This window comes from Rhodococcus sp. PvR044, assembly GCF_040548995.1.
GTDB classification, from domain to species: domain Bacteria; phylum Actinomycetota; class Actinomycetes; order Mycobacteriales; family Mycobacteriaceae; genus Rhodococcus_G; species Rhodococcus_G oryzae.
Map to the genome: position 1 here is coordinate 100,041 of NZ_JBEPSX010000007.1, position 26,071 is coordinate 126,111.

Annotated in this window: 33 protein-coding genes; 20 read left to right on the forward strand and 13 right to left on the reverse strand. The window is 68.5% G+C overall.

The window, feature by feature from the left end; translation table 11 throughout:
* Positions 1-110 precede the first annotated feature (110 nt).
* From nicT to ABIC28_RS17465, 16 genes are all read left to right on the forward strand, one after another.
* A complete protein-coding gene (gene nicT, locus ABIC28_RS17395; RefSeq protein WP_354580049.1) occupies positions 111-1,253 on the forward strand; it encodes a Nickel transporter NicT in 1,143 nt (380 codons plus the stop codon).
* Positions 1,254-1,319: 66 nt separating this feature from the next.
* Positions 1,320-1,649, forward strand: coding sequence for a hydrogenase maturation nickel metallochaperone HypA/HybF (locus tag ABIC28_RS17400; RefSeq protein ID WP_027501469.1), 330 nt, complete (start codon positions 1,320-1,322; stop codon positions 1,647-1,649).
* Positions 1,650-1,700: 51 nt separating this feature from the next.
* Complete coding sequence (hypB, locus tag ABIC28_RS17405; RefSeq protein WP_354580051.1) at positions 1,701-2,597, forward strand: hydrogenase nickel incorporation protein HypB; 897 nt, start codon at positions 1,701-1,703, stop codon at positions 2,595-2,597.
* Positions 2,597-3,652, forward strand: coding sequence for an NADH-quinone oxidoreductase subunit B family protein (locus tag ABIC28_RS17410; RefSeq protein WP_097213330.1), 1,056 nt, complete (start codon positions 2,597-2,599; stop codon positions 3,650-3,652). The genes hypB and ABIC28_RS17410 overlap by 1 nt, the downstream gene beginning before the upstream one ends.
* A 24-nt stretch (positions 3,653-3,676) precedes the next feature.
* Positions 3,677-5,473, forward strand: a complete 1,797-nt coding sequence (locus ABIC28_RS17415) for a nickel-dependent hydrogenase large subunit (RefSeq protein WP_097213329.1) — start codon at positions 3,677-3,679, stop codon at positions 5,471-5,473.
* The gene (locus tag ABIC28_RS17420) at positions 5,470-6,420 is read left to right on the forward strand and encodes a NifU-related iron-sulfur-binding protein (protein ID WP_502945035.1); all 951 of its coding nucleotides are present in this window, start codon (positions 5,470-5,472) and stop codon (positions 6,418-6,420) included. Before ABIC28_RS17415 ends, ABIC28_RS17420 begins: the two co-directional genes overlap by 4 nt.
* Positions 6,417-7,085: a DUF5947 family protein gene (locus ABIC28_RS17425; protein ID WP_097213328.1), complete on the forward strand. Its 669-nt coding sequence runs from the start codon at positions 6,417-6,419 to the stop codon at positions 7,083-7,085. Before ABIC28_RS17420 ends, ABIC28_RS17425 begins: the two co-directional genes overlap by 4 nt.
* Positions 7,082-7,717: a DUF6084 family protein gene (locus ABIC28_RS17430; protein ID WP_097213327.1), complete on the forward strand. Its 636-nt coding sequence runs from the start codon at positions 7,082-7,084 to the stop codon at positions 7,715-7,717. Before ABIC28_RS17425 ends, ABIC28_RS17430 begins: the two co-directional genes overlap by 4 nt.
* A complete protein-coding gene (locus ABIC28_RS17435; RefSeq protein WP_354580054.1) occupies positions 7,714-9,093 on the forward strand; it encodes a hypothetical protein in 1,380 nt (459 codons plus the stop codon). The genes ABIC28_RS17430 and ABIC28_RS17435 overlap by 4 nt, the downstream gene beginning before the upstream one ends.
* A 2-nt stretch (positions 9,094-9,095) precedes the next feature.
* Positions 9,096-9,215, forward strand: coding sequence for a DUF6893 family small protein (locus ABIC28_RS27265; protein ID WP_097213325.1), 120 nt, complete (start codon positions 9,096-9,098; stop codon positions 9,213-9,215).
* 24 nt (positions 9,216-9,239) lie between these two features.
* Positions 9,240-9,773 carry a hydrogenase maturation protease gene (locus ABIC28_RS17440; RefSeq protein WP_097213324.1) on the forward strand — a complete coding sequence of 178 codons (534 nt, stop codon included), beginning with the start codon at positions 9,240-9,242 and terminating at the stop codon, positions 9,771-9,773.
* Positions 9,774-9,777: 4 nt separating this feature from the next.
* A complete protein-coding gene (locus ABIC28_RS17445; RefSeq protein WP_097213404.1) occupies positions 9,778-10,035 on the forward strand; it encodes a HypC/HybG/HupF family hydrogenase formation chaperone in 258 nt (85 codons plus the stop codon).
* A 73-nt stretch (positions 10,036-10,108) separates the two neighbouring features.
* Positions 10,109-10,741, forward strand: a complete 633-nt coding sequence (locus tag ABIC28_RS17450; protein ID WP_354580057.1) for a hypothetical protein — start codon at positions 10,109-10,111, stop codon at positions 10,739-10,741.
* Between the two features lie 19 nt (positions 10,742-10,760).
* The gene (locus tag ABIC28_RS17455; RefSeq protein ID WP_097213322.1) at positions 10,761-11,381 is read left to right on the forward strand and encodes an RES family NAD+ phosphorylase; all 621 of its coding nucleotides are present in this window, start codon (positions 10,761-10,763) and stop codon (positions 11,379-11,381) included.
* Positions 11,382-11,447: 66 nt separating this feature from the next.
* A complete protein-coding gene (locus tag ABIC28_RS17460; RefSeq protein WP_097213321.1) occupies positions 11,448-12,059 on the forward strand; it encodes a LysE family translocator in 612 nt (203 codons plus the stop codon).
* 38 nt (positions 12,060-12,097) lie between these two features.
* Positions 12,098-12,844, forward strand: a complete 747-nt coding sequence (locus tag ABIC28_RS17465; RefSeq protein WP_257017678.1) for a DUF6226 family protein — start codon at positions 12,098-12,100, stop codon at positions 12,842-12,844.
* Positions 12,845-12,919: 75 nt separating this feature from the next.
* On the opposite strand, the gene ABIC28_RS17470 is transcribed toward ABIC28_RS17465, so the two are convergent.
* Genes ABIC28_RS17470 through hypF form a run of 7 tightly spaced genes read right to left on the reverse strand, consistent with a single transcriptional unit; the run spans position 12,920 to position 20,092 of the window.
* Positions 12,920-13,690: a DUF6390 family protein gene (locus ABIC28_RS17470; protein ID WP_257017676.1), complete on the reverse strand. Its 771-nt coding sequence runs from the start codon at positions 13,688-13,690 to the stop codon at positions 12,920-12,922.
* Positions 13,691-14,827 (reverse strand): hydrogenase formation protein HypD, encoded by a 1,137-nt coding sequence (gene hypD / locus ABIC28_RS17475; RefSeq protein ID WP_354580061.1) that lies wholly within the window; start codon positions 14,825-14,827, stop codon positions 13,691-13,693.
* Positions 14,828-14,860: 33 nt separating this feature from the next.
* Positions 14,861-15,133, reverse strand: coding sequence for a HypC/HybG/HupF family hydrogenase formation chaperone (locus ABIC28_RS17480; RefSeq protein ID WP_027501456.1), 273 nt, complete (start codon positions 15,131-15,133; stop codon positions 14,861-14,863).
* A gap of 30 nt (positions 15,134-15,163) precedes the next feature.
* The gene (gene hypE, locus ABIC28_RS17485; RefSeq protein WP_097213319.1) at positions 15,164-16,276 is read right to left on the reverse strand and encodes a hydrogenase expression/formation protein HypE; all 1,113 of its coding nucleotides are present in this window, start codon (positions 16,274-16,276) and stop codon (positions 15,164-15,166) included.
* Positions 16,273-16,962, reverse strand: a complete 690-nt coding sequence (locus ABIC28_RS17490) for a D-sedoheptulose-7-phosphate isomerase (protein WP_354580064.1) — start codon at positions 16,960-16,962, stop codon at positions 16,273-16,275. Before ABIC28_RS17490 ends, hypE begins: the two co-directional genes overlap by 4 nt.
* On the reverse strand, positions 16,959-17,702 hold the full coding sequence (locus tag ABIC28_RS17495; protein WP_269590264.1) for a HypC/HybG/HupF family hydrogenase formation chaperone: 744 nt from the start codon (positions 17,700-17,702) through the stop codon (positions 16,959-16,961). The genes ABIC28_RS17490 and ABIC28_RS17495 overlap by 4 nt, the downstream gene beginning before the upstream one ends.
* The gene (gene hypF, locus ABIC28_RS17500) at positions 17,699-20,092 is read right to left on the reverse strand and encodes a carbamoyltransferase HypF (RefSeq protein WP_354580065.1); all 2,394 of its coding nucleotides are present in this window, start codon (positions 20,090-20,092) and stop codon (positions 17,699-17,701) included. Before hypF ends, ABIC28_RS17495 begins: the two co-directional genes overlap by 4 nt.
* A gap of 218 nt (positions 20,093-20,310) precedes the next feature.
* Here hypF and ABIC28_RS17505 point away from each other — a divergent pair, with 218 nt between their 5' ends.
* Positions 20,311-21,588, forward strand: coding sequence for an ATP-binding protein (locus ABIC28_RS17505; RefSeq protein WP_097213315.1), 1,278 nt, complete (start codon positions 20,311-20,313; stop codon positions 21,586-21,588).
* 112 nt (positions 21,589-21,700) lie between these two features.
* Complete coding sequence (locus ABIC28_RS17510; protein WP_502945044.1) at positions 21,701-22,969, forward strand: hypothetical protein; 1,269 nt, start codon at positions 21,701-21,703, stop codon at positions 22,967-22,969.
* On the opposite strand, the gene ABIC28_RS17515 is transcribed toward ABIC28_RS17510, so the two are convergent.
* Positions 22,939-23,214: a hypothetical protein gene (locus ABIC28_RS17515; RefSeq protein WP_354580067.1), complete on the reverse strand. Its 276-nt coding sequence runs from the start codon at positions 23,212-23,214 to the stop codon at positions 22,939-22,941. The two genes, ABIC28_RS17510 and ABIC28_RS17515, sit on opposite strands and share 31 nt — an antisense overlap.
* Positions 23,215-23,469: 255 nt before the next feature.
* Between ABIC28_RS17515 and ABIC28_RS17520 the strand changes: the two genes are divergently transcribed.
* Both ABIC28_RS17520 and ABIC28_RS17525 read left to right on the forward strand, forming a co-directional pair.
* Entirely contained in the window at positions 23,470-23,643 is a 174-nt protein-coding gene (locus ABIC28_RS17520; protein ID WP_354580069.1) for a hypothetical protein, read from the forward strand.
* Positions 23,644-23,742: 99 nt separating this feature from the next.
* Positions 23,743-23,898, forward strand: a complete 156-nt coding sequence (locus ABIC28_RS17525) for a DUF6131 family protein (RefSeq protein ID WP_097213312.1) — start codon at positions 23,743-23,745, stop codon at positions 23,896-23,898.
* A 15-nt stretch (positions 23,899-23,913) separates the two neighbouring features.
* Here the strand turns inward: ABIC28_RS17525 and ABIC28_RS17530 are convergent, their stop codons facing one another.
* The 5 genes from ABIC28_RS17530 to ABIC28_RS17550 all read right to left on the reverse strand — a co-directional run bounded on the left by ABIC28_RS17530 (position 23,914) and on the right by ABIC28_RS17550 (position 26,049).
* Positions 23,914-24,114, reverse strand: coding sequence for a hypothetical protein (locus ABIC28_RS17530; protein ID WP_097213311.1), 201 nt, complete (start codon positions 24,112-24,114; stop codon positions 23,914-23,916).
* A 138-nt stretch (positions 24,115-24,252) separates the two neighbouring features.
* Positions 24,253-24,426 (reverse strand): CsbD family protein, encoded by a 174-nt coding sequence (locus ABIC28_RS17535; protein ID WP_097213310.1) that lies wholly within the window; start codon positions 24,424-24,426, stop codon positions 24,253-24,255.
* 24 nt (positions 24,427-24,450) lie between these two features.
* Complete coding sequence (locus ABIC28_RS17540) at positions 24,451-24,720, reverse strand: DUF7218 family protein (RefSeq protein ID WP_097213309.1); 270 nt, start codon at positions 24,718-24,720, stop codon at positions 24,451-24,453.
* Positions 24,721-24,829: 109 nt separating this feature from the next.
* Entirely contained in the window at positions 24,830-25,612 is a 783-nt protein-coding gene (locus ABIC28_RS17545; RefSeq protein ID WP_097213308.1) for a SigB/SigF/SigG family RNA polymerase sigma factor, read from the reverse strand.
* Positions 25,609-26,049 carry an ATP-binding protein gene (locus tag ABIC28_RS17550; protein ID WP_179800663.1) on the reverse strand — a complete coding sequence of 147 codons (441 nt, stop codon included), beginning with the start codon at positions 26,047-26,049 and terminating at the stop codon, positions 25,609-25,611. Before ABIC28_RS17550 ends, ABIC28_RS17545 begins: the two co-directional genes overlap by 4 nt.
* Between the last annotated feature and the right edge of the window lie 22 nt (positions 26,050-26,071).

The window sequence follows — 26,071 nt, forward strand, 5'->3', positions numbered from 1 at the left end:
GGCGGTGGACACGGCCAAATACCGGCGGTCCAGGGCTTCAAGTGAACAACTGTGCAGGTATAGGCTGAGTGACGGCATCGGCTCGGTTCTCGCGCCCATCGAGGAACGTCATGACCGTGACATCCCGCATCACCCGCACCGGGCTGATCCGCGCATGGCGAGACCTCGACCGCGGTGAGCGACGCAGCCTCGTCGGCATGGCGGTCACGGTGCTCGCCCTCAACGTCATCGGCTGGGGTGTGCTGTTCGTCGTCGTCGTTCCCGGGCACTACACGGTCCACGGGTCCGCTTTCGGCGTCGGGCTCGGCGTCACGGCGTACACGCTCGGCATGCGGCACGCCTTCGACGCCGACCACATCGCGGCCATCGACAACACCACGAGGAAGCTCGTCGCGGAGAACAAGAAGCCGATATCGGTCGGATTCTGGTTCTCCCTCGGGCATTCCACGATCGTGTTCGTGCTCGTGGCGCTGCTGGCATTCGGGGTGCGTGAGCTCGCCGCGAGCCTGTCCGACGACAACTCCGATCTCACGCGATGGACGGGAGTGTTCGGCACCCTGGTCTCGGGGACCTTTCTGCTGCTCATCGGCCTGTTCAACCTGATGTCGTTCATCGCGATCCACCGGGTGTTCCGCGAGATGAAGAGGGGCGCCTACGACGAGGCGCGGCTGGAGCGGGAACTCGACAATCGGGGAGCCCTCAACCGGGTGCTGAAGCCGGTGGTCGCCGCGGTCCGCGCGCCGTGGCACATGTATCCGGTCGGGCTGCTCTTCGGGATGGGCTTCGACACGGTCACCGAGGTGGGGCTGCTCGTCATCGCGGGTGGCGCGGCCGCGACCGGGCTGCCCTGGTACTCGATCCTGGTGTTGCCGATCCTGTTCTGCGCGGGCATGTCGTTGTTCGATTCGATCGACGGCTCGTTCATGAACTTCGCCTACGGCTGGGCGCTCGCCCGGCCGCTCCGCAAGATCTACTACAACCTCGTGGTCACGGGGCTGTCGGTGGTGGTCGCGATGCTCATCGGTGCGCAGGAGATCATCTCGCTCCTGACCGCGAAGTTCGACGTCACCGATGGGCTGCTCGGGTGGGTCGGCGCGCTCGATCTCGGGGCGATGGGGTTCATCATCGTCGGGCTGTTCATCGGCACCTGGCTGACCGCCGTGCTGGTGTGGCAGTACGGCGGCGTGCAGGCGCGCTGGGAGTCCGGTCTGGCGACGTCGCCGTCACCCGAGAAGGCGGCGTCACCCGAGTGACGAACCGTTGTGCCCGTGGTGGTCGCGTCCTAGGGTGAATTCCACCGAGGCCGGAGCGAGGCCGTGATGCACGAGATGTCGATCACCCAGAGCGTCGTCGACGCGGTGTGCGAGCGTGCGGCGGGCAGGCGGGTGCGGCGGGTCACGATCGAGGTGGGCACGCTCTGCGCCGTGGTTCCCGATTCGATGCAGTTCTGTTTCGAGCTGGCGACCGAGGGCACCGTGATGGAGGGTGCCAGCCTGGAGATCGATCAGCCGCCGGGCAGGGCGCACTGTCGCGGCTGCGGGGCGGATTTCGAGCTGACCGATCTGGTGGTGCTGTGCCGCTGCGGTAGCGCGGACGTGGAGATCCTCTCGGGCCGCGAACTACGGATCATGTCGATGGAAGTGAGCTGAGCTATGTGTGCAACATGCGGATGCGGCGACCACGCGGGTGCGGTGATCACGGTGCCCCACGACCATGCCGATCACGATCACGATCACGCTCATCCACACGACCCTGCCCACTCACACGATCACGCGCACCAGCACGACCACGACGATCATCCGCACGAACACCTGCCGCCGACCGAGACGATCTCGCTCGAGCAGAAGGTGCTCGCGAAGAACGACCTGCTCGCACAGGAGATCCGGGAATGGTTGGCCGCCCGCGACATCCTCGCCTTCAACATGACGAGCTCGCCGGGCGCGGGCAAGACCACGTTGCTCGAGCGAACGATCCGTGAACTCGGCGGCGCGCGCCCGATCTCTGTCATCGAGGGCGATCAGGAGACGTTGCTCGACGCCGAACGGATCAAGGCCACGGGATGTTCGGTGGTGCAGGTCAACACCGGCGCCGGCTGTCACCTCGACGCCGAGATGATGCGGCGCGCCCTCGACACGCTCGACCCGCCCAACGGGTCGTTGCTGTTCGTGGAGAACGTCGGCAACCTCGTCTGCCCGGCACTGTTCGATCTCGGCGAGCGCAGCAAGGTGGTCGTGATCTCGGTGACCGAGGGGTCGGACAAGCCGCTCAAGTACCCGCACATGTTCGCGGCCGCCGGGTTGGTGATCATCAACAAGACCGATCTCTTGCCGTATGTCGACTTCGATCTCGAGGCGTGCTCGCGACACGCGCGGTCGGTGAACCCGGACGTTCAGATCGTGCTGGTATCGGCGGTGTCGGGTGAGGGCGTAATCGATTGGTACACATGGATTGACGCGCAGTCGGGGCGCCGTGACGATCCTGCGACCATTGACAAGGTTCTTCCGGCGGGTGTAGACCGTGATGAGCGTCATACAAGTGGGCCGAGGGTCGACTCCGATGACGTAGGGGTACAGCCCTGCCCCGGAGAGCGGCACTGATGCCAACGGAGGCGGCAGTCAAAGCCGAAGAAACGTTGATCCACGTGCTGTGGATCAACGCGGGTCTCAGTTGTGATGGTGATTCGGTGGCACTGACTGCTGCCACCCAGCCCAGCATCGAGGAGATCGCCCTCGGTGCCCTTCCGGGCCTGCCAAAGATCGCCGTCCACTGGCCCCTGATCGATTTCGAGTGCGGGTCGGCCGGCGGTGCCGACGACTTCCTCGAGTGGTTCTGGAAGGCCGATCGCGGCGAACTCGAACCGTTCGTGCTGGTGGTCGAGGGATCGATCCCCAACGAGAAGCTGCACGACGAGGGGTACTGGTGTGGCTTCGGGAGTGACCCGGCCACCGGACAACCCGTGACGACGAGCGAGTGGCTCGATCGTCTCGCGCCGAAGGCGACCGCGATCGTGGCGGCCGGAACCTGCGCGACGTACGGCGGAATCCACGCGATGGCGGGAAATCCCACCGGCGCGATGGGCGTGCCCGACTACCTCGGCTGGGAATGGAAGTCCAAGGCCGGGATCCCGATCGTCTGCGTGCCCGGTTGCCCGATCCAGCCGGACAACCTGTCCGAGACGCTGACGTATCTGCTGTACATGGCGACCGATCAGGCGCCGATGATCCCGCTCGACGAGGCGTTGCGCCCGCAGTGGCTGTTCGGTGCCACGGTGCACGAGGGTTGCGACCGCGGTGGCTATTACGAGCAGGGTGAGTTCGCCACCGAATACGGGTCGCCGACCTGCCTGGTGAAGCTGGGCTGCTGGGGTCCGGTGGTCAAGTGCAACGTCCCCAAGCGCGGCTGGATGAACGGCCTCGGCGGATGCCCGAACGTCGGCGGCATCTGCATCGGGTGCACCATGCCCGGCTTCCCCGACAAGTTCATGCCGTTCATGGACGAACCGCCCGGCGGCCTGGTCTCGAGCACGGCGTCGGGGCTCTACGGCTCCGTCATCCGGCGCCTGCGTCACGTGACCGCACGAACGGTGGAGAAGGAACCGCGTTGGCGCAATCCGGGTTCCACGCTCGAAACGGGAGCAGTACGTACCTGGTAGCTCGACCTGTCGAGAGGCAATTCGATGACACAGATCATCCCCGAGCCGTCGCACAAGCAGACGGACCCCGGCGGCCTCGTGGAGATGGCCTGGGATCCGATCACCCGCATCGTGGGCAGTCTCGGCATCTACACCAAGATCGATTTCGACAACCGAGAGGTGGTGGAATGCCACAGCACCTCGTCCATCTTCCGCGGCTACTCGTTGTTCATGAAGGGCAAGGATCCCCGCGACGCGCACTTCATCACGAGCCGCATCTGCGGCATCTGCGGCGACAACCACGCGACGTGTTCCTGCTACACGCAGAACATGGCCTACGGGGTGAAGCCGCCGCACCTCGGGGAATGGATCGTCAACCTCGGTGAGGCCGCCGAGTACATGTTCGACCACAACATCTTTCAGGAGAACCTGGTCGGCGTGGACTACTGCGAGAAGATGGTGTCGGAGACCAACCCAGGCGTGCTCGCCAAGGCCGAGAACACCCAGGCGCCGCGGGCGGGCGAACACGGCTACCGCACGATTGCGGACATCATGCGTTCGCTCAACCCCTTCACCGGCGAGTTCTATCGCGAGGCGCTCCAGGTCAGCCGGGCGACCCGAGAGATGTTCTGCCTCATGGAGGGTCGGCACGTGCACCCGTCCACCCTGTACCCGGGCGGGGTCGGGACGGTGGCCACCATCCAGCTGATGACGGACTACATGACCCGGTTGATGCGGTACGTGGAGTTCATGAAGAAGGTCGTGCCCATGCACGACGACCTGTTCGACTTCTTCTACGAGGCGATTCCTGGGTACGAGAAGGTGGGCCTGCGCCGGACGCTGCTCGGTTGCTGGGGCTCGTTCCAGGACCCCGAGCACTGCAACTTCGAGTACAAGGACATGACCAACTGGGGCCGGAAGATGTTCGTCACCCCCGGGGTCGTCGTCGACGGCAAGCTGGTCACCACCGATCTCGTCGACATCAACCTGGGCATCCGGATCCTGCTGGGCTCGTCGTACTACGACGACTGGTCCGACCAGGAGACCTTCGTCAAGCAGGACCCGCTGGGCAATCCGGTCGACCGGCGGCACCCGTGGAACCAGCACACCAACCCGCAGCCGCAGAAACGCGACCTCGAGGACAAGTACAGCTGGGTGATGTCACCCAGGTGGTTCGACGGCACCGACCACCTCGCGCTGGACACCGGCGGAGGGCCGCTGGCCCGACTGTGGTCGACGGCGCTGGCAGGGCTCGTCGACATCGGGTACGTGAAGTCGACCGGCCGCAGCGTGCAGATCAACCTCCCGAAAACCGCGCTCAAGGGCCCGGTTTCGCTCGAGTGGAAGATCCCGGAGCACGGCAGCAACACCATCGAACGCAACCGCGCCCGGACCTACTTCCAGGCCTACGCGGCGGCCTGCGCGCTGCACTTCGCGGAGAAGGCCCTCGAGGAGATCCGGGCCGGGCGCACCAAGACCTGGGAGAAGTTCGACGTTCCCGACGAGGGCATCGGCTGCGGGTTCACCGAGGCGGTTCGCGGCGTGCTCTCCCACCACATGGTGATCCGGGACGGGAAGATCGCGAACTACCACCCCTATCCGCCGACCCCGTGGAACGCCAGCCCCCGCGACAGCCTCGGCACACCGGGGCCGTACGAGGATGCGGTGCAGGGGCAGCCGATCTTCGAGGAGAACGATCGGGATCACTTCAAGGGGATCGACATCATGCGGACGGTCCGCAGCTTTGACCCCTGCCTGCCCTGCGGCGTGCACATGTACCTCGGCAATGGCAAGACGCTGGAGAAGCTGCACTCGCCGACGCAGTACTCGACCGGAGAGTGACGGTGAACGGCGAGGCGGCAGGGGACGAGGAAGCACGGTGGCGCGCGGCGGGTGATCGGATAGAGACGCTTCTCGAGGCCAGTTCGGCGGGCGGCACCGTGGCGCGCGAGCGCGCCGAACAGCTGGTGCGCGAGGTGGTCGACCTCTACGGCGAGGGATTGGCGCGGGTCGTGCGGATCCTCGGCGAGCACGTGGAGGACGGGGCCGAGTGGCTCGCCGACGACGACCTGGTGGCGAGCCTGCTGCTGGTGCACGGTCTGCACCCGCACGACGTGCCGACCCGGGTGCGTGCGGCGCTCGACAGCGTGCGGCCCTATCTCGGCTCGCACGGCGGGGACGTGGAGCTGATGGGCATCGAGTTCCCGGGTGAAGGCGGGCCCGCCGATGGTGGCGGGGTGGTGCGCCTGGAGTTGACCGGCAGCTGCAGGAGCTGCCCGTCCTCGTCGGTGACGCTGGAACTGGCCGTGGAGGGCGCGGTGCTCGCTGCGGCGCCGGAGATCGCCTCGATCGAGGTGGTCGCCGCTCAGCCCGGCTCCGAGCCAGGGCTGATCGCCGCCGAGTCGCTGTTCTCGCACGTGCACGCCCCGCCGGGTCCCGCCGGAACGTGGTGCCCCGCGCCGGAACTGGAGCAGCTCGCGCCCGGCGAGGTGGGCGGGTTCGTGGTCGGGGGTCTGCCCATCCTGGTCTGCCGCATCGGCGACGACCTGCTGGCCTACCGAGACCGCTGCCCGTCGTGTACGCACTCGCTGGCGGGCGCCGTCCTGGCGCGTCGCGCCGGCCACGCGGCGGGCGACGCCGTCCTGCGGTGTCCGACCTGCCGCGCCCATTTCGACGTGGTGCACGCGGGTGCCGGGCTCGACGACGGCGACGTGCACCTCGAGCCGCTGCCGGTGCTGGTCCGGGACGGCGTGCGCTCGGTCGCGGTACCGGTGGGGGTGAGCGGATGAGCACTCCCTTCTCGGTGCTCAAACGCATCACGGCGACCCGCCCGGCTCCGCAGCCGGGCGAGCGCTGTGAGATGTGCGCGGAGGCGATCGGCGATCGCCATCAGCATGTGGTCAACGTGGAGGGGCGGGCGTTGATGTGCGTCTGCCGCGGCTGCTACCTGCTGTTCACCGACCAGGGCGCCGAGCTGCGGTACCGCGCCGTCCCGGATCGCTATCTCTCGTTCCCCGGGTTCGAGCTCGGCCAGGGCCGATGGGACGAACTCGAGATCCCGGTGGGATTGGCCTTCTTCTTCCGGAACTCGGTCCTCGGCCGGATGGTCGCGTTCTATCCCGGTCCCGCGGGGGCCACCGAGTCGGAACTGCCGCTCGACGCGTGGAACGTCGTGCGCGCGGCGAATCCGGAGCTGGACACGGCGGCCGACGACGTCGAGGCGGTGTTGATCCGGATGCCGGAGGAGGGGCGCGGCGAGGCGGAGTGCTTCCTGGTGCCGATCGACGCGTGCTACGAGTTCGTTGGTCGGCTGCGCACGCTGTGGCGCGGCTTCGACGGCGGCCAGGAGGCGCGCGGGTACATCGACGACTTCTTCGCGGGGATCGCGGCCCGGGCCGGTCGGTCTCACGCCGGCGGTGCCGGCCGGGAGTTCGGCGGCGGTGAGGCGCCGTGAGTGAGGTGTCGTTCGCCGTCCTCGACGTCGCCCCGGAGCCCTATGCGGCGGCCCCGATCCTCTCCGCTCGAGTGGCGGTGAGCGCCGCCGCGCCCGTACACGCCATCGCGCTGCGCTGCCAGGTGCGCATCGAGCCGCACCGACGGCGGTACACCGACGCCGAGGCCGCGGGGCTGGTTGACCTCTTCGGCGGTCGGGAGCGGTGGTCATCGACGCAACACTCATTCGTGTGGCTGCAGTGCGCCGCGCTGGTGCAGGGTTTCGCCGAGACCTGCGAGGCGACCCTGCCGATGCCGTGCACCTACGACTTCGAGGTGGCGGCGTCGAAGTACCTGCACGCCCTGGAGGAGGGGACCGTCCCGCTGGTGTTCCTGTTCAGCGGCACGGTGTTCACCAAGGGTGCAGGGGGGTTCGGGGTCCAGCAGATCCCGTGGGATCGTGAGGATCGCTACGACCTCCCGGTCTCGGTGTGGCGGGACCTGATCCGGATGCACTTCCCGAACACCGGCTGGGTGCGGCTCGGCCGGGAGACCCTCGAGGCGCTGGCCGAATACAAGTCCACGCGGGGCCTGGTCGGCCTCGACGAGGCCGTCACGGAACTGCTCGCGCAGACGCGGGAGCAGGCCCGGTGACCACCACCGATGTCGGAACCCGAGTCCGCGCCGTCGCCGACGCGGTGCTCTACGAGGGCTACCTGCTCTATCCGTACCGGGCGAGCTCGCGAAAGAACCAGTCGCGCTGGCAGTTCGGTGTGCTCGGTCCACCAGGGGCATCGTCGGCAGGCGTCGGCGAGGAGCCGTCGCTGTCCGCGCAGTGCGTGCTGGCGCGCGGCGCGCCGGAGGGGGAACGCGCGGCACAGGTCACGGTGACGCTTCGCTTCCTGCAGCTGCAGGCCCGCAGCGTGCAGGAGGCGTCGGGCGCGGGCGGATACCGCGCGGTGGACGAACTGGTGGTGGGGGCGCGGTCGTGGCTCAGTTGGGACGAGGCCGTCGAGCGGGAGATCGAACTCCCGGCGGTGGCGTTGTCGGAACTCGCGGTGGCCAGGGGCTTTCCGATCGACGTGGCGGGCGGCACGGACACCGAGGAGCTGCTCGCGCCGGACGGATCCACCGCGGGACGGATCGTCCGGTCCCGGTTGCCGATCGCCGCAACGGTGACTCTCGGCGCCGCGGAGGACGACGGCTTCACCCGGCTGTTGGTCGAGGTGCGAAACACCGGGCCGGAGACGATCGACAAGGATCTCGCCGTCGCGAGGTCGTTGATCGGTGCGCACGCGATCGTGACCGTCCGCGATGGGTCGTTCGTCTCCCTGCTCGAACCGCCGCATGCGGCGGCCGGCCCCGTGGCCCGGGCCGTCCACCACCGGTGCTTCCCGGTGCTGGCGGGCACGCGCGGAGAGACGGACATGGTGTTGATCTCGCCGATCATCCTGTACGACTACCCGGAGGTCGCCGCGCAGAGCGACGGCGCGCTCTTCGACTCCACCGAGATCGACGAGATCCTCACTTTGAGGGTGATGGCGATGACCGACGAGGAGAAGGCGCAGGCGCGCGCCACCGATCCGCTGGCCGCGCAGATCGTCGACCGCTGCGATGCGATGACGCCCGAGGCGATGCAGCGGCTGCACGGCACTTTCCGCGACCCGCGGCTCGATCCGGGACTGATACCCGAAGTGCCCGAGGGGGTTCCCTGGTGGGATCCCGAGGCCGACGCGAGTGTGCGGCCGGATGTGGACGCGGTGTCGGTGAACGGTGTCCGTGTGGCCAAGGGCAGCGCGGTGCGGCTGCACCCGTCTCGCCGTGCCGACGCGCAGGACCTCTTCTCCGACGGCAGGACGGCAAGGGTCGCGTCGGTGCACGCCGATGTCGACGGCAACACCCACGTCGGCGTGGTCATCGACGACGATCCCGCCGCGGACCTGCACGACTGGTACGGGCGTTATCTCTACTTCGCCCCGGACGAGCTGGAACCGCTCGGTGGCGATGAACCGGGCAGAGAGGAGAACTAGCGATGGAAACAGTGGGGCAGATCGCGACGGTGCTCGTGGTGGCGCTGGTCGCAGCCGGTGTGATCGTCGGCGTGCGTTCGGTTCCCGACATCAGGCGCTACCTACGCATGCGTCACATGTGACGACGGCGGCGCGCGGAGAGATCGGTGAACGACCAACGGCGGGTGCTGGTCGCCGGTATCGGGAACATCTTTCTCGGTGATGACGGGTTCGGCCCCGAGGTGCTGAGACGGCTGGCCGAGCGCGGGCACGCGAGTGAGCCGCGGCCGATCCCGGACGGGGTCCGGCTGGTGGACTACGGCATTCGGGGCGTTCACCTGGCCTACGACCTGCTGGACGGCTGGGATGCCCTCGTCCTGGTGGACGCGCTGCCGGATCGTGGCGCGCCGGGCGCCATCCGGGTCTTCGAGGTCGATCCGGAGCGCGGCGGCGGGGGCGGTGGGCTCGATGCCCACGGCATGGACCCGGCGTCGGTCTTCGCGAGCCTGGACGCGCTCGGCGGCACCGCGCCCCGGACGGTCGTGGTGGGCTGCGAGGCGCGGTGCGTCGCGGACGGCATCGGGTTGTCGCCGGAGGTGGCCGCGGTCGTGGACGACGCGGTCGCGGCAGTGCTCGAACTGGTCGAGGATCCGCCGAGGTGGGTGCCCGCGGCCGCCGCGGATGCGGGAGAGGAGGGCTGAGCGGATGTGCTTGGGGATCCCGGGGCAGGTGGTGCGCATGCTCGACGGCTACGGCGACCAGTTGGCGCTGGTCGACGTCGCGGGCGAGCACCGAAAGATCAACGTGGGGATGCTGCCGGACGACGTGTTCGAGCCAGGGGACTGGATCATCATCCACATGGGGTTCGCCGTCGAGAAGACGGATGCGGCGGGTGCGCAGAGTGCCCTCGCCGGTCTCGAGTTGATGGGGCGGCCTCGGGAACCGGACGAACAGTCGATGTGAGGGTCGCGGGCGGACCCAGGAGGATCTATACTAGCTATCTAGATAGATCCGCCAGGCGTCCCCGGAGGCAGACATGTCGAACAGTGCAGCACGCGCCCGCGGCGTCCCGGAGCGTCACCGCGACCACCCACGCCGCCTGACCGCAGTCGGCGATTCGGTCAGCGACCACGACCTCATCGAGCTCATCCGATCCGAACTGGCCAGCCGTCCCACCCTGAGCCTGGTCGCGGGTCGGGTCTCCCACCTGCTGCTGGCCGGCCAGGTCGACGGCGACGATCCGATCCTCGACCTCATCGATCCGGGCAACATCCTCGACGAGAAGACGGTGATGCGCGACGCCGTCGAGTACATCCTGTCGTTCCCGCACCTCTCCGCGGGAGAGGTCGCCGTCAAATATCGCAAGACCTGGGCCAACCCGAGCGACGCACTGCGCAAGCGGGCCGGACAGATCATCGGCCTCAAGCAGGGCAGGCGATACCGCTACCCGGAGTTCCAGTTCTCGCTGCCCGAGGACGCGATCGAGCTGATCCGCCGGAGCAACGTCGCGCTTGGCGCCGAGGACGACCCGTGGGGCGTGGCGTCCTGGTGGCTCTCGCCCAATCCCGCCGCGGCGGGCCGCACCTCGCCGGTGGACCTGCTCGAAGCGGGTGACCTCGAGCAGGTCGCCGCCCTGGTCTGGGCCGAGGTCGAGGACGACATTGCCTAACCGGGTACCCCCACCCGCGGTGACCGCAGAGGTGGCGTCGATCCCTGCCGGAACGAAGCTGTGGCGCATCCATTCCGGCGCCCCGGATCGACACGTGCTGTCCCTGAACCAGACCCCGGCCCATCCCGTCCACGGCGGCAGGTTCGACTCCCCGGACGGCTCGTTCCACTACAGCTACTTCGGCGACGACATCTCCGTCTGCATCGCCGAGACCTACTGCCGCTCACTCCCGCTCGACGACAACGTGCCCAGGATCCTGCGCAGGAAGAAGCTTGACGGGCGGGTGCTGTCGCAGGTGCAGGTGACCACCGAGTTCCCGGTCGCGCTCCTGCACGGCCGCCACCTGGCCGCCATCGGCCAGGACCTGTGGCTGACGAAATGCGATCCCGTCGACTATCCGCGGACCCAGCAGTGGGCCGCGGCGGTGCTGAACGGTTCGCAGGTGCACGGCATCAAGTACCGCGCCCGCAACGACGAGGACCGGTTCTCGGTGGTCATGACCATCCGCGCGGACACGGACCCGCCCGTCGCGCTGGCCGATCTGATGTGCGTGGTGCGGGACCCGATTCCGCTCGACGACGCTTCGGGCCTGGAACTGGTGCGCTCGCACCTCGCGGTCTACAACGCCACGCTGCGCTGATCGCAGAGTGTCGAGATGCAGGCTGAACCCCGGGTTCCATGTGTGGGCGTTGGCTAGGGTGCCAGCGTGACCTATTCGTGGGTGTTCCTCACGGTCGCCGTCGTGCTGGTGCTGACGCCGGGCGCGGACTTTGCGCTGATCGTCCGCAACAGCGCGTCCGGCGGGCGCAGGTTTGGGATGGCCACCACCTTCGGGGTCAGCTCCGCCGCGGCTGTCCAAGGCCTGCTCGTCTCGTTCGGCATCGCGAGCGTGATCATCGGTGTGCACCCGATCTTCCTCGCGATCAAGTGGCTCGGAATCGCCTACCTCGCCTGGATCGGGTGCTCGATGCTGCTCAGCGCGGTCCGAGGGCATGACGCCGCCACCGCGGGCGAAACCGGACCTGCCCCATGGACCGGATACCGGCAGGGATTCCTCTGCAACGCCACCAACCCGAAGATCTTCGTCTTCTATCTGTCGCTGCTGCCACAGTTCGTGCAGCCGGACGCGCCCTGGTGGGTCTGGCTGTTGCACGCCTGGACCCTGCCACTCATCGGAACCCTCTGGTGCTTGCTCGTCGTCGCGTTCGTGGGTTCACTACGCCAGCAGTTCGAACGCCGCACGGTTCGACGGACGATCGACGCCGCCGCAGGCGTCGTCATGCTCGGCTTCTGCTCCACGCTCGCTCGCGAAGCCTGATCCAGCCCGCCCGCCGAGCGATAGGTAACGTCCCTGTGGTGGTGACAGACGCGGCGCAGTCGTGGTGGGAAGAGTACGACGACAACATTCTCCGCGCGCGCGAAACCGGCTGGGGCGGGGAAGAGCCGTTGCTCTCGCGAGAGATGCGCGAGCTGCTCGACGACGTCGACGCAGCCTTCGCGGTCACCGGCGCGCAGACACCCGGGTGGCCGAACCCCTATAAGGACGGCCCCAGCCCGGGAGAAGAGGCGTACGAGCGTTCCAGCAACCCCGAGAAGTACCGGATCGTGGTGGCCAGAGCACAGGCATGGACCCAGGTTCTCCTCGACCGCGGCTGGGCGCGCGAAGCATCGCATGTGGACTGGGCGCTTCCTCCCATGGAGCCCGGCGGGGCCGACACCGTCCTCGAGCCGGCCGCCGCCGGCGCGGTTCCGCTGGTGTTGACGACGCACACACCCATGGACAGCGATCATCCCTTCAACATCACGATCGCCGCGGGCGACCCCGCGGTGCGGTTGGACACGCTTCCCGACTGTGCATGCGATGGGTGCGACAGCGGGTCCGCCGGCCTGCTCAAGTACCTGGACATGTTGGTGCTCTCTGTCGTCGACGGTTCTCTCGACGTTGACGTTGGCGACAACTACTACTGGCTGCGCACATCGTTCAGAGTCAAGGGCAGCGGGACCCAGAATCGCCACGCACGGACGGCGTTCACGGCTGCACCGTGGCCCGCGAACTGGACAGCCCGCCCGTTGGCACCACCTCTGAGTCGGGGTCGGCGTTGATCTCCTACACGAGTTGTCGACCTATCCCACCTGTGGAACTGACGTTGGCGAGATCGGTCGGTAGGTTCTGATCGCTCAGCCCGCGGCCTCGGTCCGTTCGAGACGGCGATTGGTCTGTGCGAGCTGCCACCCGGTCCAGTGCTGCAGGCGGTCGGTGTCCTCCGGGGTCAGCCTGTCGCACACGAAGTCCCAGTGCACGGCCACCGTGTCGCCCCTGCGGAGATCGGGGACGAACGAGCCGCCGGCCGCCCGATGGCGCACCGGCCGATCCTGTTCGTCGCCGAGGTGGAGCGCGCCGTCGTAGGTGAGCGGTCGCGCACGCACCACCACGTACTCGGCGCGCACCTCGATCACCGTCCCGCAGGTGATCCGGCAGGAGTCGAGCACCTGGAGGGGCTGCGGCACACCGGAGCCGAGCAACCGGGACCACGGATAGACGCCGAAGACGTGGAAGCCGTGGGTCGGCGCCGCCTCGGCGAGCAGGTCCTCTGTGAGGTGCTTCCAGTAGTGCCCGGCCTGGGGCGCCAGCCGGGAAAGCAGCTCCCGGCCGAAGCCTTCGCGGTCGATCTCGTCGGTCAGCTCGTTGCCGGTCCAATAGGCGCGCACCACCGACGCGTCCAACGGGTCGGTGCGCCCGGTCATCTCGGCGATGACCTGTTGGTACGGCCAGGCACCGCTGAACCTGGCGGCCAGCGACGGCACGTCCGCGATGGGCCCGTCGGTGCCCATCCCGTCACCGCACGCGACGGCCTCGAGGGCGCGCGCGTCCGCTGGGCCGCAGTAGCCGAGCGTGTTGGGGGCGTAGGCATACTGCGCGAACAGTCGGTGACCGGGCGGGCTCGGCACTCAAGCCTCCGTTGTGTTCTTGCCGACCAGCATCGCCGTCTCGCGGTGCAGTCGACCGAAGTTGTAGTACGCCGCGCAGGCGCCCTCGGGTGAGACCATGCAGGTCCCGATCGGGGTCTCCGGTGTGCACGCGGTCCCGAACACCTTGCACTCCCAGGGCTTGATGACACCCTTGAGCACCTCGCCGCACTGGCACGCCTTCGGATCGGCGACCCGCACCCCCGGCATCGAGAATTTCTCCTCGGCATCGAACTCGGCGTAGTCGTGGTGCACCTTCAGTGCGCTCTGCGAGATGAAACCGAGTCCGCGCCATTCGAAATGCGGTCGCAGCTCGAAGGTCTCGGCCATCAGCTTCAGCGCCTGGGTGTTGCCCTCGGTCTTGACCACGCGGGTGTACTGGTTCTCCACCTCGCACCGGCCGTCCCGGTGCTGCTGCAACAGCATGTGCACGGAGGCCAGGATGTCCAGCGGTTCGAACCCGGCCACCACCATCGGTTTGCCGTACACCTCCGGCACGAAGCGGTACGGCCTGGTGCCGACGACGGTCGACACGTGACCGGGGCCGAGGAAGCCGTCGAGCCGCAGGTCGGGGGATTCGAGGATCGCCTTGATCGGCGGGACGATCGTGACGTGGTTGCAGAACACGGTGAAGTTCTTGACCCCGAGTTGTCGGGCACGCACCAGCGTCACCGCGGTGGACGGTGCGGTGGTCTCGAAGCCCACCGCGAAGAACACCACCTCCCGATCGGGGTTGTCCACGGCGATCTTGAGCGCGTCGAGCGGCGAGTACACGAATCGGACGTCGGCGCCCCTGGCCTTCGCCTCGATCAGGTTGCCCCGCGAACCGGGCACCCGCATCATGTCGCCGAAGGTCGTGAAGATGACGCCCGGCTGCTCCGCGATCGACATGGCGTCGTCGACCCGGCCCATCGGGATGACGCACACCGGACAACCGGGGCCGTGCACCAGTTCCACGGTCGGCGGCAGCAGGTGTTCGATGCCGTGGCGGTAGATAGTGTGGGTGTGGCCGCCGCACACCTCCATGAATTTGAACTCGTCGGTGCCCGCGAGGTCGGTGATGGACCTCACGAGCGCGCGGGCTGCGGCCGGATCACGGAATTCGTCTACGAATTTCATCGTGCGTTCCTCGCTGACGGAAGATGCCCGAGATCAGGCGATTTCGGACGAGTTGTACGCGTCGATCTCGTTGGTGTAGTCGGCGCCCATCTTCTGGACCTGGTCCAGCGTCACCTGCGCCTCGGCCTCGTCGATCTTCGACATCGCGAACCCGACGTGCACCAGGACCCAGTCGCCCACGACCAGGCCCTCATCGGCGAGTAGGCGGACGCTGATGACCCGACGGATCCCGTTGACGTCGACCTTGGCCAGGTGCTGCTGGGCGTCGACGATGTCAACCACCTGCCCCGGTATGCCCAAGCACATAGCCGTCCTCCTTTCAGGAGTTCCTGTTGCTCAACAGATTCGCGGCAGCGGGTCGCCGACGAGCATGTCGACGATCCGGCTGCCCCCGAACGCGGTCCGCAGCGCCACGATGCCCTGCGGCTCGGCCATCACCTCACCGATGACGGCCGCCTGCGCGCCGCCGGGCTGCGCACGCAGCGCGTCGACCGCGGCGTCCGACTCGGCGCGCGGCACGATCGCGATGAACTTGCCCTCGTTGGCCACGTAGAGCGGGTCGATCCCCAACATGTCGCACGCGCCGAGCACCTGCGGCTGGACGGGGAGCGACTGCTCGTCGATGATCACCGCGAGACCGGAGACCTGCGCGAGCTCGTTGCAGACCGTGCCGACCCCGCCGCGGGTGGCGTCGCGCATCCACCGGGTCGACGGTGCGGCCTCGAGCAGCGCCTCGACGAGCGAGTTCACCGGCGCTGTGTCCGAGTCGATGTCGGCCTCGATGGCGAGCTCGCCGCGGGCGAGCATCACCGCCATGCCGTGCTCGCCGATGGTGCCCGACACCAGGACGCGGTCACCGGGCTGCACCCGGTCCGCGGACAGCACCCGGCCCGCGGGGATGACGCCGACGCCCGCCGTGCAGATGTACATCCCATCCGCCGCGCCCTTGCCGACCACCTTGGTGTCCCCGGTGACGATCTCGATACCGGCCGCCTGGCCGGAATCGCGCATGTCGGCGACGATCTCACGCAGCGCGGAGATTTCGAAGCCCTCCTCGATGACGAATGCGGCCGAGAGCCATTGCGGGCGGGCACCCGAGACCGCGAGGTCGTTGACGGTGCCGTGCACGGCCAGGTTCCCGATGGACCCGCCGGGGAACCGCAGCGGTTGCACCACATACGAATCGGTCGAGAACGCGAGCCGCTCGCCCGACGGGAGCGGCAGCACCGCGGCGTCGCCGAGCTGTTCGAGCTCCGGGTTGCGGAACGCCTCGACGAAGACGGAATCGACAAGGGCCGCCGAGGATTTGCCGCCCGCACCGTGGGCGAGCGTCACCACCGATTCGAGCAGGCGCGGACGGCGTTTGCGGAACTCGTCGATGCGGTCGAGTACCCGGCCCTCGCGTTCGGCCGCGGTCGAGGGTCGGTCGCCGACCTGTGAGCTGCTCATCTGGGACCGCCTGTCGTCTCTCGCGGCCCCGGTGTGGGTTTCGCGAGGTTGTCCTGCACCGCAGACCAGAGCTGGTATCCGACCAGCGCGTGGCTCTCCTGGATGCGATGGATGCTCTGGGACCGGATGGTGAAGCAGAAGTCCAGGTCGTCGCTGGTCGACATCCGGCCGCCGTCGTGGCCGGCGAACCCGACGGTCAGCAGCCCGCGCGTGCGGGCCTCGGCCAACGCCGTCATCAGATCGTCGGAGTTGCCGGAGGTGGACAGCGCGATGGCGATGTCGACCGGCTTGGCGTGGGCGATGATCTGGCGCGAGAAGATCAGCTCGAAGCCCACGTCGTTTCCCAGCGCCGTGACCACCGCCTGGTCGGCCGCCAGCGACCAGGCCGCGACCGGCCGACCGCGGGCGGGCCGGCTGAACAGCGAGGCCAGGGTGGCCGCGTCGGTGGAACTGCCGCCGTTCCCGAAGGTGTACAGCCGCGCGCCCGCGCGGAAGCGCTCGGCCATCCGGGCGCCCGCCGAGGTGATCCCGTCGCCCCATTCCTCGAGCGAGACCCGCTGCAGCCGTGCGCTCTCGGCGGCCTTGCTGCGCGCCGACGCGGCCAGGTCGGTCAGCAACGCGTCGGCGTCGTTCTCCTCCGCGTCGATGAAGGGATAGAGGAAGTTGGTGCTCTCCTGCTCGCTCATCGCGACACCTCGGCGTTGTCGATGCGGGTGATCGCCGCGCCGCCGTGCACGAGGATCAGGTCGTTCGCCTCGACCTCGCCGAGCACGGTGACGTCGACGGACTCCTCGCCGGAGCCGGTGCGGACCAGCGCGGTGTCCAGCGCGGTGGCCGGAGGCAACACCACCTCGGCGAGCCTGCCCTCGTCGCTGCAGGTGACGCACCCGTCGTCGGCGCACGCGTCCTCGTCCGGGGTCAGCAGGCCGGGATGTTCGAAACAGACGTGGGTCAGCTCCCACAGCAGGTGGTACATCAGCACGAACCTGCCGGTCGCCGGGATCATCGGATCGTCGGAGGCCACCCACAGCGTGTGATCGGCGCTGCCCGCCGGCGGGCGCGGGCCGGAGCCGATCCAGATAGTGTCGGCGCCCCACGCGGGTGCGCGCTGCATCGCGTCGCGCACCTGGGGCTGGTCGGCGGAGGCCACCGCGATGATCACGTCGCCGGGCCGGGTGGCGACGCGGCACTGCGCGACCGGGTCCGGTTCGACCAGCGCGACGGACGGCAGTGCCCGCTTGCCCATGATCACCGGGTGCACGAACTCGACCGCGACGTGATGGGCGTGCGGCTCCCACTGCGGCGAGATGACCCACAGCGTGGCGCCCGCGTTGAACCTCCTGGCGAGCGACAGCGCCGCGGACGCGAGATCCGCGGAGAGATCGTCGTCGATCAGGGGGGCGTCCGAATGCGCCGTCGTGGTCATCGCCGTGCTCCGATCTCCGATTGGTCGGTTCTGGTACCGCGCCGGTGGGCGGCGCGCTCGAGGAACGCCAGGCCGAGGACCGCCTGGCCGAGCGAGAGCCCGCCGTCGTTCGCGGGCACCCGCTGGTGGGTGAGGACCTCGACACCGTTGCCCTGCAATCGCGTTCGCAGCAGGCTCAGCAGGAGCCGGTTCTGGAAGACGCCTCCCGTGAGCCCGACGGTTCCGGTGCCGGTCCGGTCGGCGATCCGCAGGGCCAGCGCCGCGGTCGCGGTCGCGAGCGCGTGGTGGAATCCCAGCGCCAGCGAGGCCGCGGACTCGCCCCGCCGCAGGCCCGCGACGAGACCGGTCAACAGCGCATCGAGTCGCAGCTGCCCGCCGTCGATCGCCATCGTCAGCGGCGCGGGTCTGCCGGCCTGTCGCGCGAGGGCCTCCAGTTCGATGGCGGCCTGCGCCTCGTAGCTCACCCGGTGGCAGACGCCCAGCAGCGAGGAGACGCCGTCGAACAGGCGCCCGACGCTGGTCGTGCGGACGGCGCCCGCGCCGGAGGACAGTTGAGAGGCGACGAGGAGGCGTTCCGCGGCCGCGAGCGCTCGGGTGCAGGGCAGGTCGTCGACCTCGCCGATCCCGGCCTCGTGCAGCAGCGACAGCGCGACGCGGGCGGGGTTGCGGACCGCGGCGTCGCCGCCGGGCAGCCAGAACGACTGCAGGTGGCCCGACCGCTCGGTGGTCAGGATGTCCGGGCCGACCAACAGGAGCTCGCCGCCCCACACGGTCGCGTCGCACCCGTATCCGGTGCCGTCGAAGGCGACGCCGAGGACCCTCGAGTCGAGGCGGCCGTGCTCGGCGAGCAGGGAGGCGACGTGCGCGTGGTGGTGCTGCACCGTGCGCAGTTCGATCTCGTTCGCGCCGGCGTACCGCGCCGCCCACTGCATGGTCGAGTAGCCCGGGTGATCGTCCGCGACGATCAGCGCGGGCGCGGCCCGGTGCATGGTGGTGAGCTGGCGCACCGAGGTCTCGAACGCGCGCCGGCTTTCGAGTGTGCCCATGTCGCCGAGATGTGCCGAGCAGAATGCGAGATCCTGGCGGGTCAGGCAGAAGGTGTTCTTCACCTCGGCCCCCACCGCCAGCACCACCGGACCCGGGGAGGGCAGCAGGATCGGGAGCGGCGCATACCCTCGCGACCGGCGGATCGGGACCTCCCGGTCCTCGGATACCGCCAGGACCGAATCCTCGCAGGGCACGGCGATGTCGCGATCGTGCATCAGGAAGAGGTCGGCGATCCCGGCGAGCCGCGCGCGGGCGTCGTCGTTGTCGAAGCAGAGCGGCTCGCCGCTGGTGTTCCCGGAGGTCATCACCAGGACACGGGGGTGCTCATCCGGTGGCGACCCGGGAGCCGGCGAGAAGAGCAGGTGGTGCAGCGGGGTGTAGGGCAGCATCACTCCGAGTTCGTCCAGGCCGGGCGCCACTTCGTCCGCGACGGGGCCGGGTCTCCGGGTTCGCAGCAGCACGATCGGCCGCGCGGGGTGGCCCAGCAGGCGCTGCTCGGCGTCGGACACCTCGACGATCCGCTCGGCCGTGGCAGTGTCCGCGGCCATCACCGCGAACGGCTTGGCGGGGCGGCGCTTTCGGATCCGCAGACGCCGCACCGCGCCCGGCTGGGTCGCGTCGCACACCAGGTGGAAGCCGCCGAGCCCCTTGATCGCGACGATCAGGCCGTCGTTCAGCGCCCGCTGGACGCCACCGAGCACCTCGTCGTCCCCGACGGTCCGGACGCCGTCGCGCTCCAGGAAGATCCGCGGGCCGCAGTCGTGACAGCTGATCGGCTGGGCGTGGTAGCGCCGATCCTCCACGGTCCCGTACTCGCGCAGGCAGCGTGGGCACATCGCGAACGGGGCCAGCGTCGTCGCAGGACGGTCGTAGGGCAGGTCGGTGATCACGGTCAGGCGCGGCCCGCAGTTGGTGCAGTTGATGAAGGGATGCCGGTAGCGGCGGTCGGCGGGGTCCCGCAACTCGCGTAGGCAGTCCTCGCAGGTCGCGACGTCCGGGGAGATCAGCGTCCGCGAGCCGGGCACGTGCCTGCTCTCGGCGATGCGGAAGGATCTCTCGCCCTGCGGGGCAAGGGCTTCCGCGGCGAGGTCGACGATCACGGCGATCGGTGGCGCCTCGGCCCGTATCCGGCGCTCGAACTCCGCGAGGGCCGCGGCGGGGCCCTCCGCCTCGATGAACACACTGGCATCGTCGTTGCCGCAGTGGCCGCCGATCGCCAGGTCCGCCGCCAGCCTGGCGACGAAGGGCCGAAACCCCACCCCCTGGACGATTCCGCGAACCACGATCCGACGCCGTTCGATACGGCCTTCCGCCCGGTGTGCTGGCTGTAAGTGGGTTGTCATACCCGACTCCACATCGCAGACGGTTCACCCCGGGTCCGGGGTGCTGGGTGACGACCGGCCTTCATCGGATCTTTCTCCTCGCGCTCCGGACCCGCAAGGGGCATCGGCGCAGCATCCGCAGCATCCGGAGGACCCAGGTGCAGACGCGGAGCGGTCTACGGGTGTGTACTTGATCGCATGAGCCTCGGGCCCGGCTCGGCGGGCGGCGGTGTGTGAGCATGCCGGTGTGGCGGCTGCGTGACTTCCATGACGGGGATCTCGATCAAGCCATCCAGATCCTGGATCAGAGCCGTGCGCCGGGGTCGGAGGAGCCGGTGTTCGCGGTCGCCGAGGTGATGGCTGCGGCCCGGGCTGGTCAGCCCGCCGTGGTGGCCGCGGTCGGGGACGAACTGGTCGGGATGGCGGTGGCACAGACACAGGGCGAGCGGGCCTGGGTGCTCCTGGTGGCACTGGGATCGAGATGGCGAGGACGCGGAATCGGTAGCGCGCTGCTGGCGAATCTGGAACAACGCCTGCGTTCCTCCGGGGTTCAGCGGATCTGTGCGGTGTTGACCGAGGGTGCCACCGGTTCGGCGGCGTTCGAGAACTCCGGCTACACCCGTCGGGACGGTCTCGTCTACTACGAAATGCTCGAGCCGCTCGGCCCGGATCGGGCGTTGCTCGCCGAGTTGGGTGGTCGCATACTGCCCACTGGGTTGTGGCAGGCGATGGCCGGAATGGAGCGGGTGAAGGAAGCCATCGAGCGCCGGGTCGTCTTGCCGCTGGCGGAGCCGGACGTCGCCGAACGGTATGGCGTCCAGCCCCCCAAGGCGGTGATCCTGTTCGGCCCGCCCGGTACCGGCAAGACCAGCTTCGCGAAGGCGGTGGCATCGAGACTGGGCTGGCCGTTCGTCGAACTGTTCCCCTCTCGCCTGGCCGCGGCGGTGGACGGTGGGTTGGCCGCCTCGTTACGGGACGTCTTCTCCGAACTGGCCGAGCTCGAGGAGGTGGTGCTGTTCATCGACGAGGTCGAGGAGATCGCGGCCGCCCGCACCGGGTCGGCGGCCAATGCCGCGCATGGGGTCACCAATGAACTGCTCAAGCTGATCCCGTTGTTTCGGGAACGCGACCGGCGACTGATGGTCTGTGCGACGAACTCGGTGCACTCGCTTGACTCTGCGTTCCTGCGCCCCGGTCGATTCGACTACGTGATCCCGGTCGGTCCGCCGGATGCGCCCGCCCGTCGTGCGGTGTGGGAGCGGTACCTCGGTGCCGCACACGGTGCGGTCGACGTGAACCTGATCGTGAATTCCAGCGAGCTGTTCACGCCCGCCGACATCGAGTTCGCGGCGCGGAAGGGCGCGCAGACCGCCTTCGAGCGGGAGATTCTCCACCGCCGCGGCGAGCCGGCGAACACCGACGACTATCTCGCGGCCATCGCCGACACGCGGCCGACCCTCAGTGCCGAGTTGCTGGCCGAGTTCGACCAGGACACCGAGCAGTACACACGCCTGTGACGTTCTGACCTGCGCCGGAACACCCGCCCGAGGCGGGATCGGGCGGTAGCGTGACCAGACGGAACGAAACGGAGTCGGTATGCCCGATTCGGCGCGTCATTCGACACCCGCGATGCGGGTCCTGCTCGTGCTGGCGTGTGCGGTGCTGGCCGCGGCATTCGGAGCGCCCGCGATGGCCGCCCGCGCCGCCCCTGCCGGCCCGGAGTCGCCCGCGTGCGCGTGGCGCTTCATGTCGAACGAGACCGTTCTCAATGTCGCGTTCCCGGACGCCAACGCGACCTACTGGGTGCTGCCGTACGCGTTGGGGGGCGACGACCGGATCGAGCTGAGCGGGGACTATCCCGCTGCGCGCTACTTCTCGCTCAACACCTACGGCACCGACCTGAACACGGTCGACACCCTGCGCGACGACCAGATCGTCCCGGATCGAGGCAGCGGGAACCCGTTCGTGGATCCCTCGCCGGCCGGGTCGCCGGAGTCGGCGGGGCGTTGGCACGCCACCGTGGTGCCCGGCGAGGCGGACCACGCGCTCAACCAGATCCGGGCGCTGCCCGCCGGAGCCGCGAGCCAGACCGTGCCGATGGGCTTCCTGATCATCCGGGTGTACGTCCCCGACGACGCGGCCTCGCCGCCGGGAGGGGTGCCGCTGCCCGCGGTCGCCCTGGTGCTGAACAACGGCGCCACCACGATCCCGATCTCGACCTGCCCGGCGGCATTCGACCCGGCGGACGCCACCAACGGACCGATGGGGCAGGCGATGGAGGCGACCTTCGACCGACTGATCGCGGGCGCGGCATCGGGCGCGTTCCCCGGGAACGTGCCCGAGGCGACCTTCGTGAACCCGGCCAGCACCTCCGGGCTGTTCCCCAACGGCGACAACAAGTACATCGGCGCCGGACTGACCTATCAGCCGGGCCGGATCGTCGTCGTGCGGGGACGGGCGCCGACCTTCCCGGACACCCGGGAGGGCGTGCCGGTGACCGAGCCGGGGCAGCAGGTGCGGTACTGGTCCATGTGTCAGAACGACCAGGTGTCGCCGTATCCCGTGGTCGCCTGCGCGGCCGACTTCCAGACCAACCTCGATGCGCGCGGCTACTACACCTATGTGGTGGCGGTGCCGGAGGACGTGCCCGCGGCCGCCGCGTCAGACCCCACGGTGACGGTTCTGCCCTGGGGTTCCACCGAGGTTCCGAAGAAGGTGCTGTTCCTGCGGCACATGCTGCCCAGCCCGGCCTTCTACCCCCAGTCGGTGCAGGCGTCCCAGGCGGCGAACTCCGACCCTGCGACGACCATGGGGGAGTACTACCCGCGGGCGACCTACTGCGCGCGCGCCGACTTCGAGGCGGGCGGTTACCTGGCCTGCCTGGACGGGGACGGCTGAGTCCGGTCGGCCGGGCGGCCGGTGAGCCCGCACAGCGCCGCCACCTGTCCGATGGTCAGTGCTCCGCCATTGCCGGTCGCAAGGGCGAACCGCCCGTCCGCCCGGACCCGCACCGCGACGGCCGCCTCCCGGCGCATTGGATCGCTCGCACGGTCGAGAAGGTACTCGTCGTCGCCCGCCGGGGTCGGCGTCACCGCGCGGACCACACCGCGCGCGTATGCCTCTTCGATGAGACCGTCGATCATGACGCTGACTCCTCACGTGTAGGCACTGTGCCCGGCCGTGAGTATTAGGTACGCCTTACCTTATTGTCAAGCCGTCATTCCCGGTCAGCAGACCTCGGCGAACGGCGTCAGCCGCCCCCCTGACGTGGGTTGTCACCCCAGGGTGGGCAATTCCTCGCCCTGGGGTGATGGCGGCGTCGGTGCCGCGCGGCCCAGCATTGAGGAGTAGCGAATCCGGAACTCGGATTCATCCGAATCGACCACAGAGAGCTCGGCATGAACGCGATGAACACACCGGCGTCGACCGCGACCGGGGCAACCGGAGCCGGCGGCTCCATGACCACTGAGGAGATCAAGGCCCGCCTCGGCGCGATGTTCGTGTCGGCCAGGCCGGAGGGGCGACGCCGGGGTTCCGGGCTGCGCAGATTGGATCGCGGAGCTCCGCTGTGATCGGTGCGACTGCGTCGGCACGCGCCGTTTCGGAGTGACCGACAGTGGGTATGCCGCCTTCGTGATTCTCGACCACCACTACGAAGCGGGGTTCATGCCATGATCGTGCTCGGATTGATCTTGCTTCTCATCGGCTTCCTGACCGGCATCTCCATCTTGTGGACGATCGGCATCGTCCTGGTGGTCGTCGGATTGATTTTGGCCCTGCTCGGTGCGACCGGCCGGGCCGTCGGGGGTCGGAAGTACTGGTATTGACGCTACCGACGTTGCCTACGGACTCGGCTGGGGCACATTGCAATCGGTGACCTTCGGATTCACGCCGGCGTAGTTCAGCGGCCCGGCCAGTACCGTGACCGCGATGGTGCCGACGCCGGCGCAGTTCTCCGGGGTATTCGTGTAGTAGCCGCGCTGGCCTGCCGCGATGGCCCCGACCACGAGCCAGATCAGCACGACGAGAGTGATCAAGCGCATCACGGACCTCCGACTTCGCGCGGTTGCGACCTGTCAGAGCAATACCCCGCCGTGAAGCAGCGAAACCTACGTCGACGCCTCCCGGGTTGTCCGTCTGTACAGCGGCGGTGCCATCCGGGAGGCGTCGGCTTCGGCCGATCAGTCCTTGAAGGCGTCCTTGACCTTTTCGCCGGCCTGCTTGAGGTTGCCCTTGGTCTGATCCTTCTGACCGCGGGCCTCGGTTTCACGATCGCCGGTCGCCTGGCCGACCTTCTCCTTCGCCTTGCCTGCGAGCTCTTCAGCCTTGTTCTTGGCCTTGTCGGTCGCTCCCATGGGGTGCCTCCTTGTGGTCTTGGCTCAGTGATTGCGCAGAGAGTTGATGAGTTCCTTCTTGTTCAACTTCGAGTAGCCGCTGAGTCCGAGTTCTTTCGCCCGTTCTTTCAGTTCGGGCACCGTGCGGTCTTTGTACGACTCGGCCTCGCCCCCGGTCTTCCCTACGGATGAACGACCTTCGGTCGCGGCGGCATTCGAGATCCGTGCCGCCTTTTCCTTCGAATCGCCCTCCTTGCGGAGTTTCTCGTACAGGTCTTGATCCTTGAGGTGGGGGTCTGATCCCTTTCGCGGCATCGACTTCTCCTTCCTGGTCCCGCCTGTGGGAGCCGGGCCGGCGAGCAATGATCTGCCCGGGCTCTGCCCCACACTGGTACCCAGCCCGAGGCCCGCCGAAACCGAGACGTCAGCCCGATTCGTCCATCGCCGCCCGGAGCGAGGCAAGAGTCCGCGCCAGTATCCGCGACACGTGCATCTGGGAGACCCCGACCTGCTCGGCAATCTGCGTCTGGGTGAGGTTGCCGAAGAACCGCAGCATCAGAACCGTGCGTTCACGCTCGGGCAGCGCTGCGACCAGCGGCCGGAGAGCTTCACGATTGTCGATCGTGTCGAAGGCGGAGTCGAGGTTTCCGACGGACTCGGCAAGTGGCGGCGCGCCGGGGCGCTCCGTACCGGGGGCGTCCACCGACGTCGTCTGGTACGCATTGCCCGCCAGCAGTGCCTCGTTGACGTCGGCGCGACTCACGCCGAGCTCCGACGCGATCTCTGTCGGCGTCGGGGACCGGCCCAATTGTTGACTGAGAACCCCGGTCACCTTTCCGATGGCCACATGGAGTTCCTTGGTGCGGCGCGGAACACGCAGCGCCCAGCCCGCGTCGCGGAAATGGCGACGCACCTCGCCCATGACGGTCGGAACGGCGAAGGACACGAACTCCGTGCCACGTTCGGGGTCGAATCTGTTGACGGCGTTGACCAAACCCACTCGGGCGACCTGGACGAGATCCTCGTGCGGTTCGCCGCGGCCCGTGAACCGGCGGGCTATGTGCTCTGCCAACGGCAGGCAGCGCTCCACGATCTCGGCTCGAACGGTTGCTCGTGCCGGATCGTCGGGCGTCATCGCCGCGAGTACCTCGAACCGGACATTGACATCCGAGTACTCGTCAGAATCAGGGCCCGAGTGCCGGCTCACCCGGGCGTGCCCTCCGCACGGCGAGTGAAGTCGATCGTGAGGATCAACCGGGATCCATCTTCGGGGTCGGGTGCGTGGTGTGCGGAGACCTCGTCGGTGAGGGTTCGCAGCACATGCCACCCGAACCCCTGGTCCAATCCACCCACCGCTTCGTCGGAGCCGGCCGATGTCGATCCGGAGAACACGAATTCTCGGTCGTGGACCTGAACCCGACACCGGAGCAGTGCCTCCGGTAGCGCCGCCCGCACCAATCGGGTGGCGGCCTCGTCGACGGCGAGTCTCAGATCGGCGATGGTGTCGAGATCGAAGTCATTTTGTGTCGCGATGGCCGTGACCATCGCGCGAACCAGGAAAAGTTGGTCGGCGTCGGCCGGCAACCGGAGCTCCAATTCCGATCCGGTCTGCTCTCCGAACTCTTCGGCGTGCGCCCGTGACATACGGCCTCGTTCCCCCACGTGG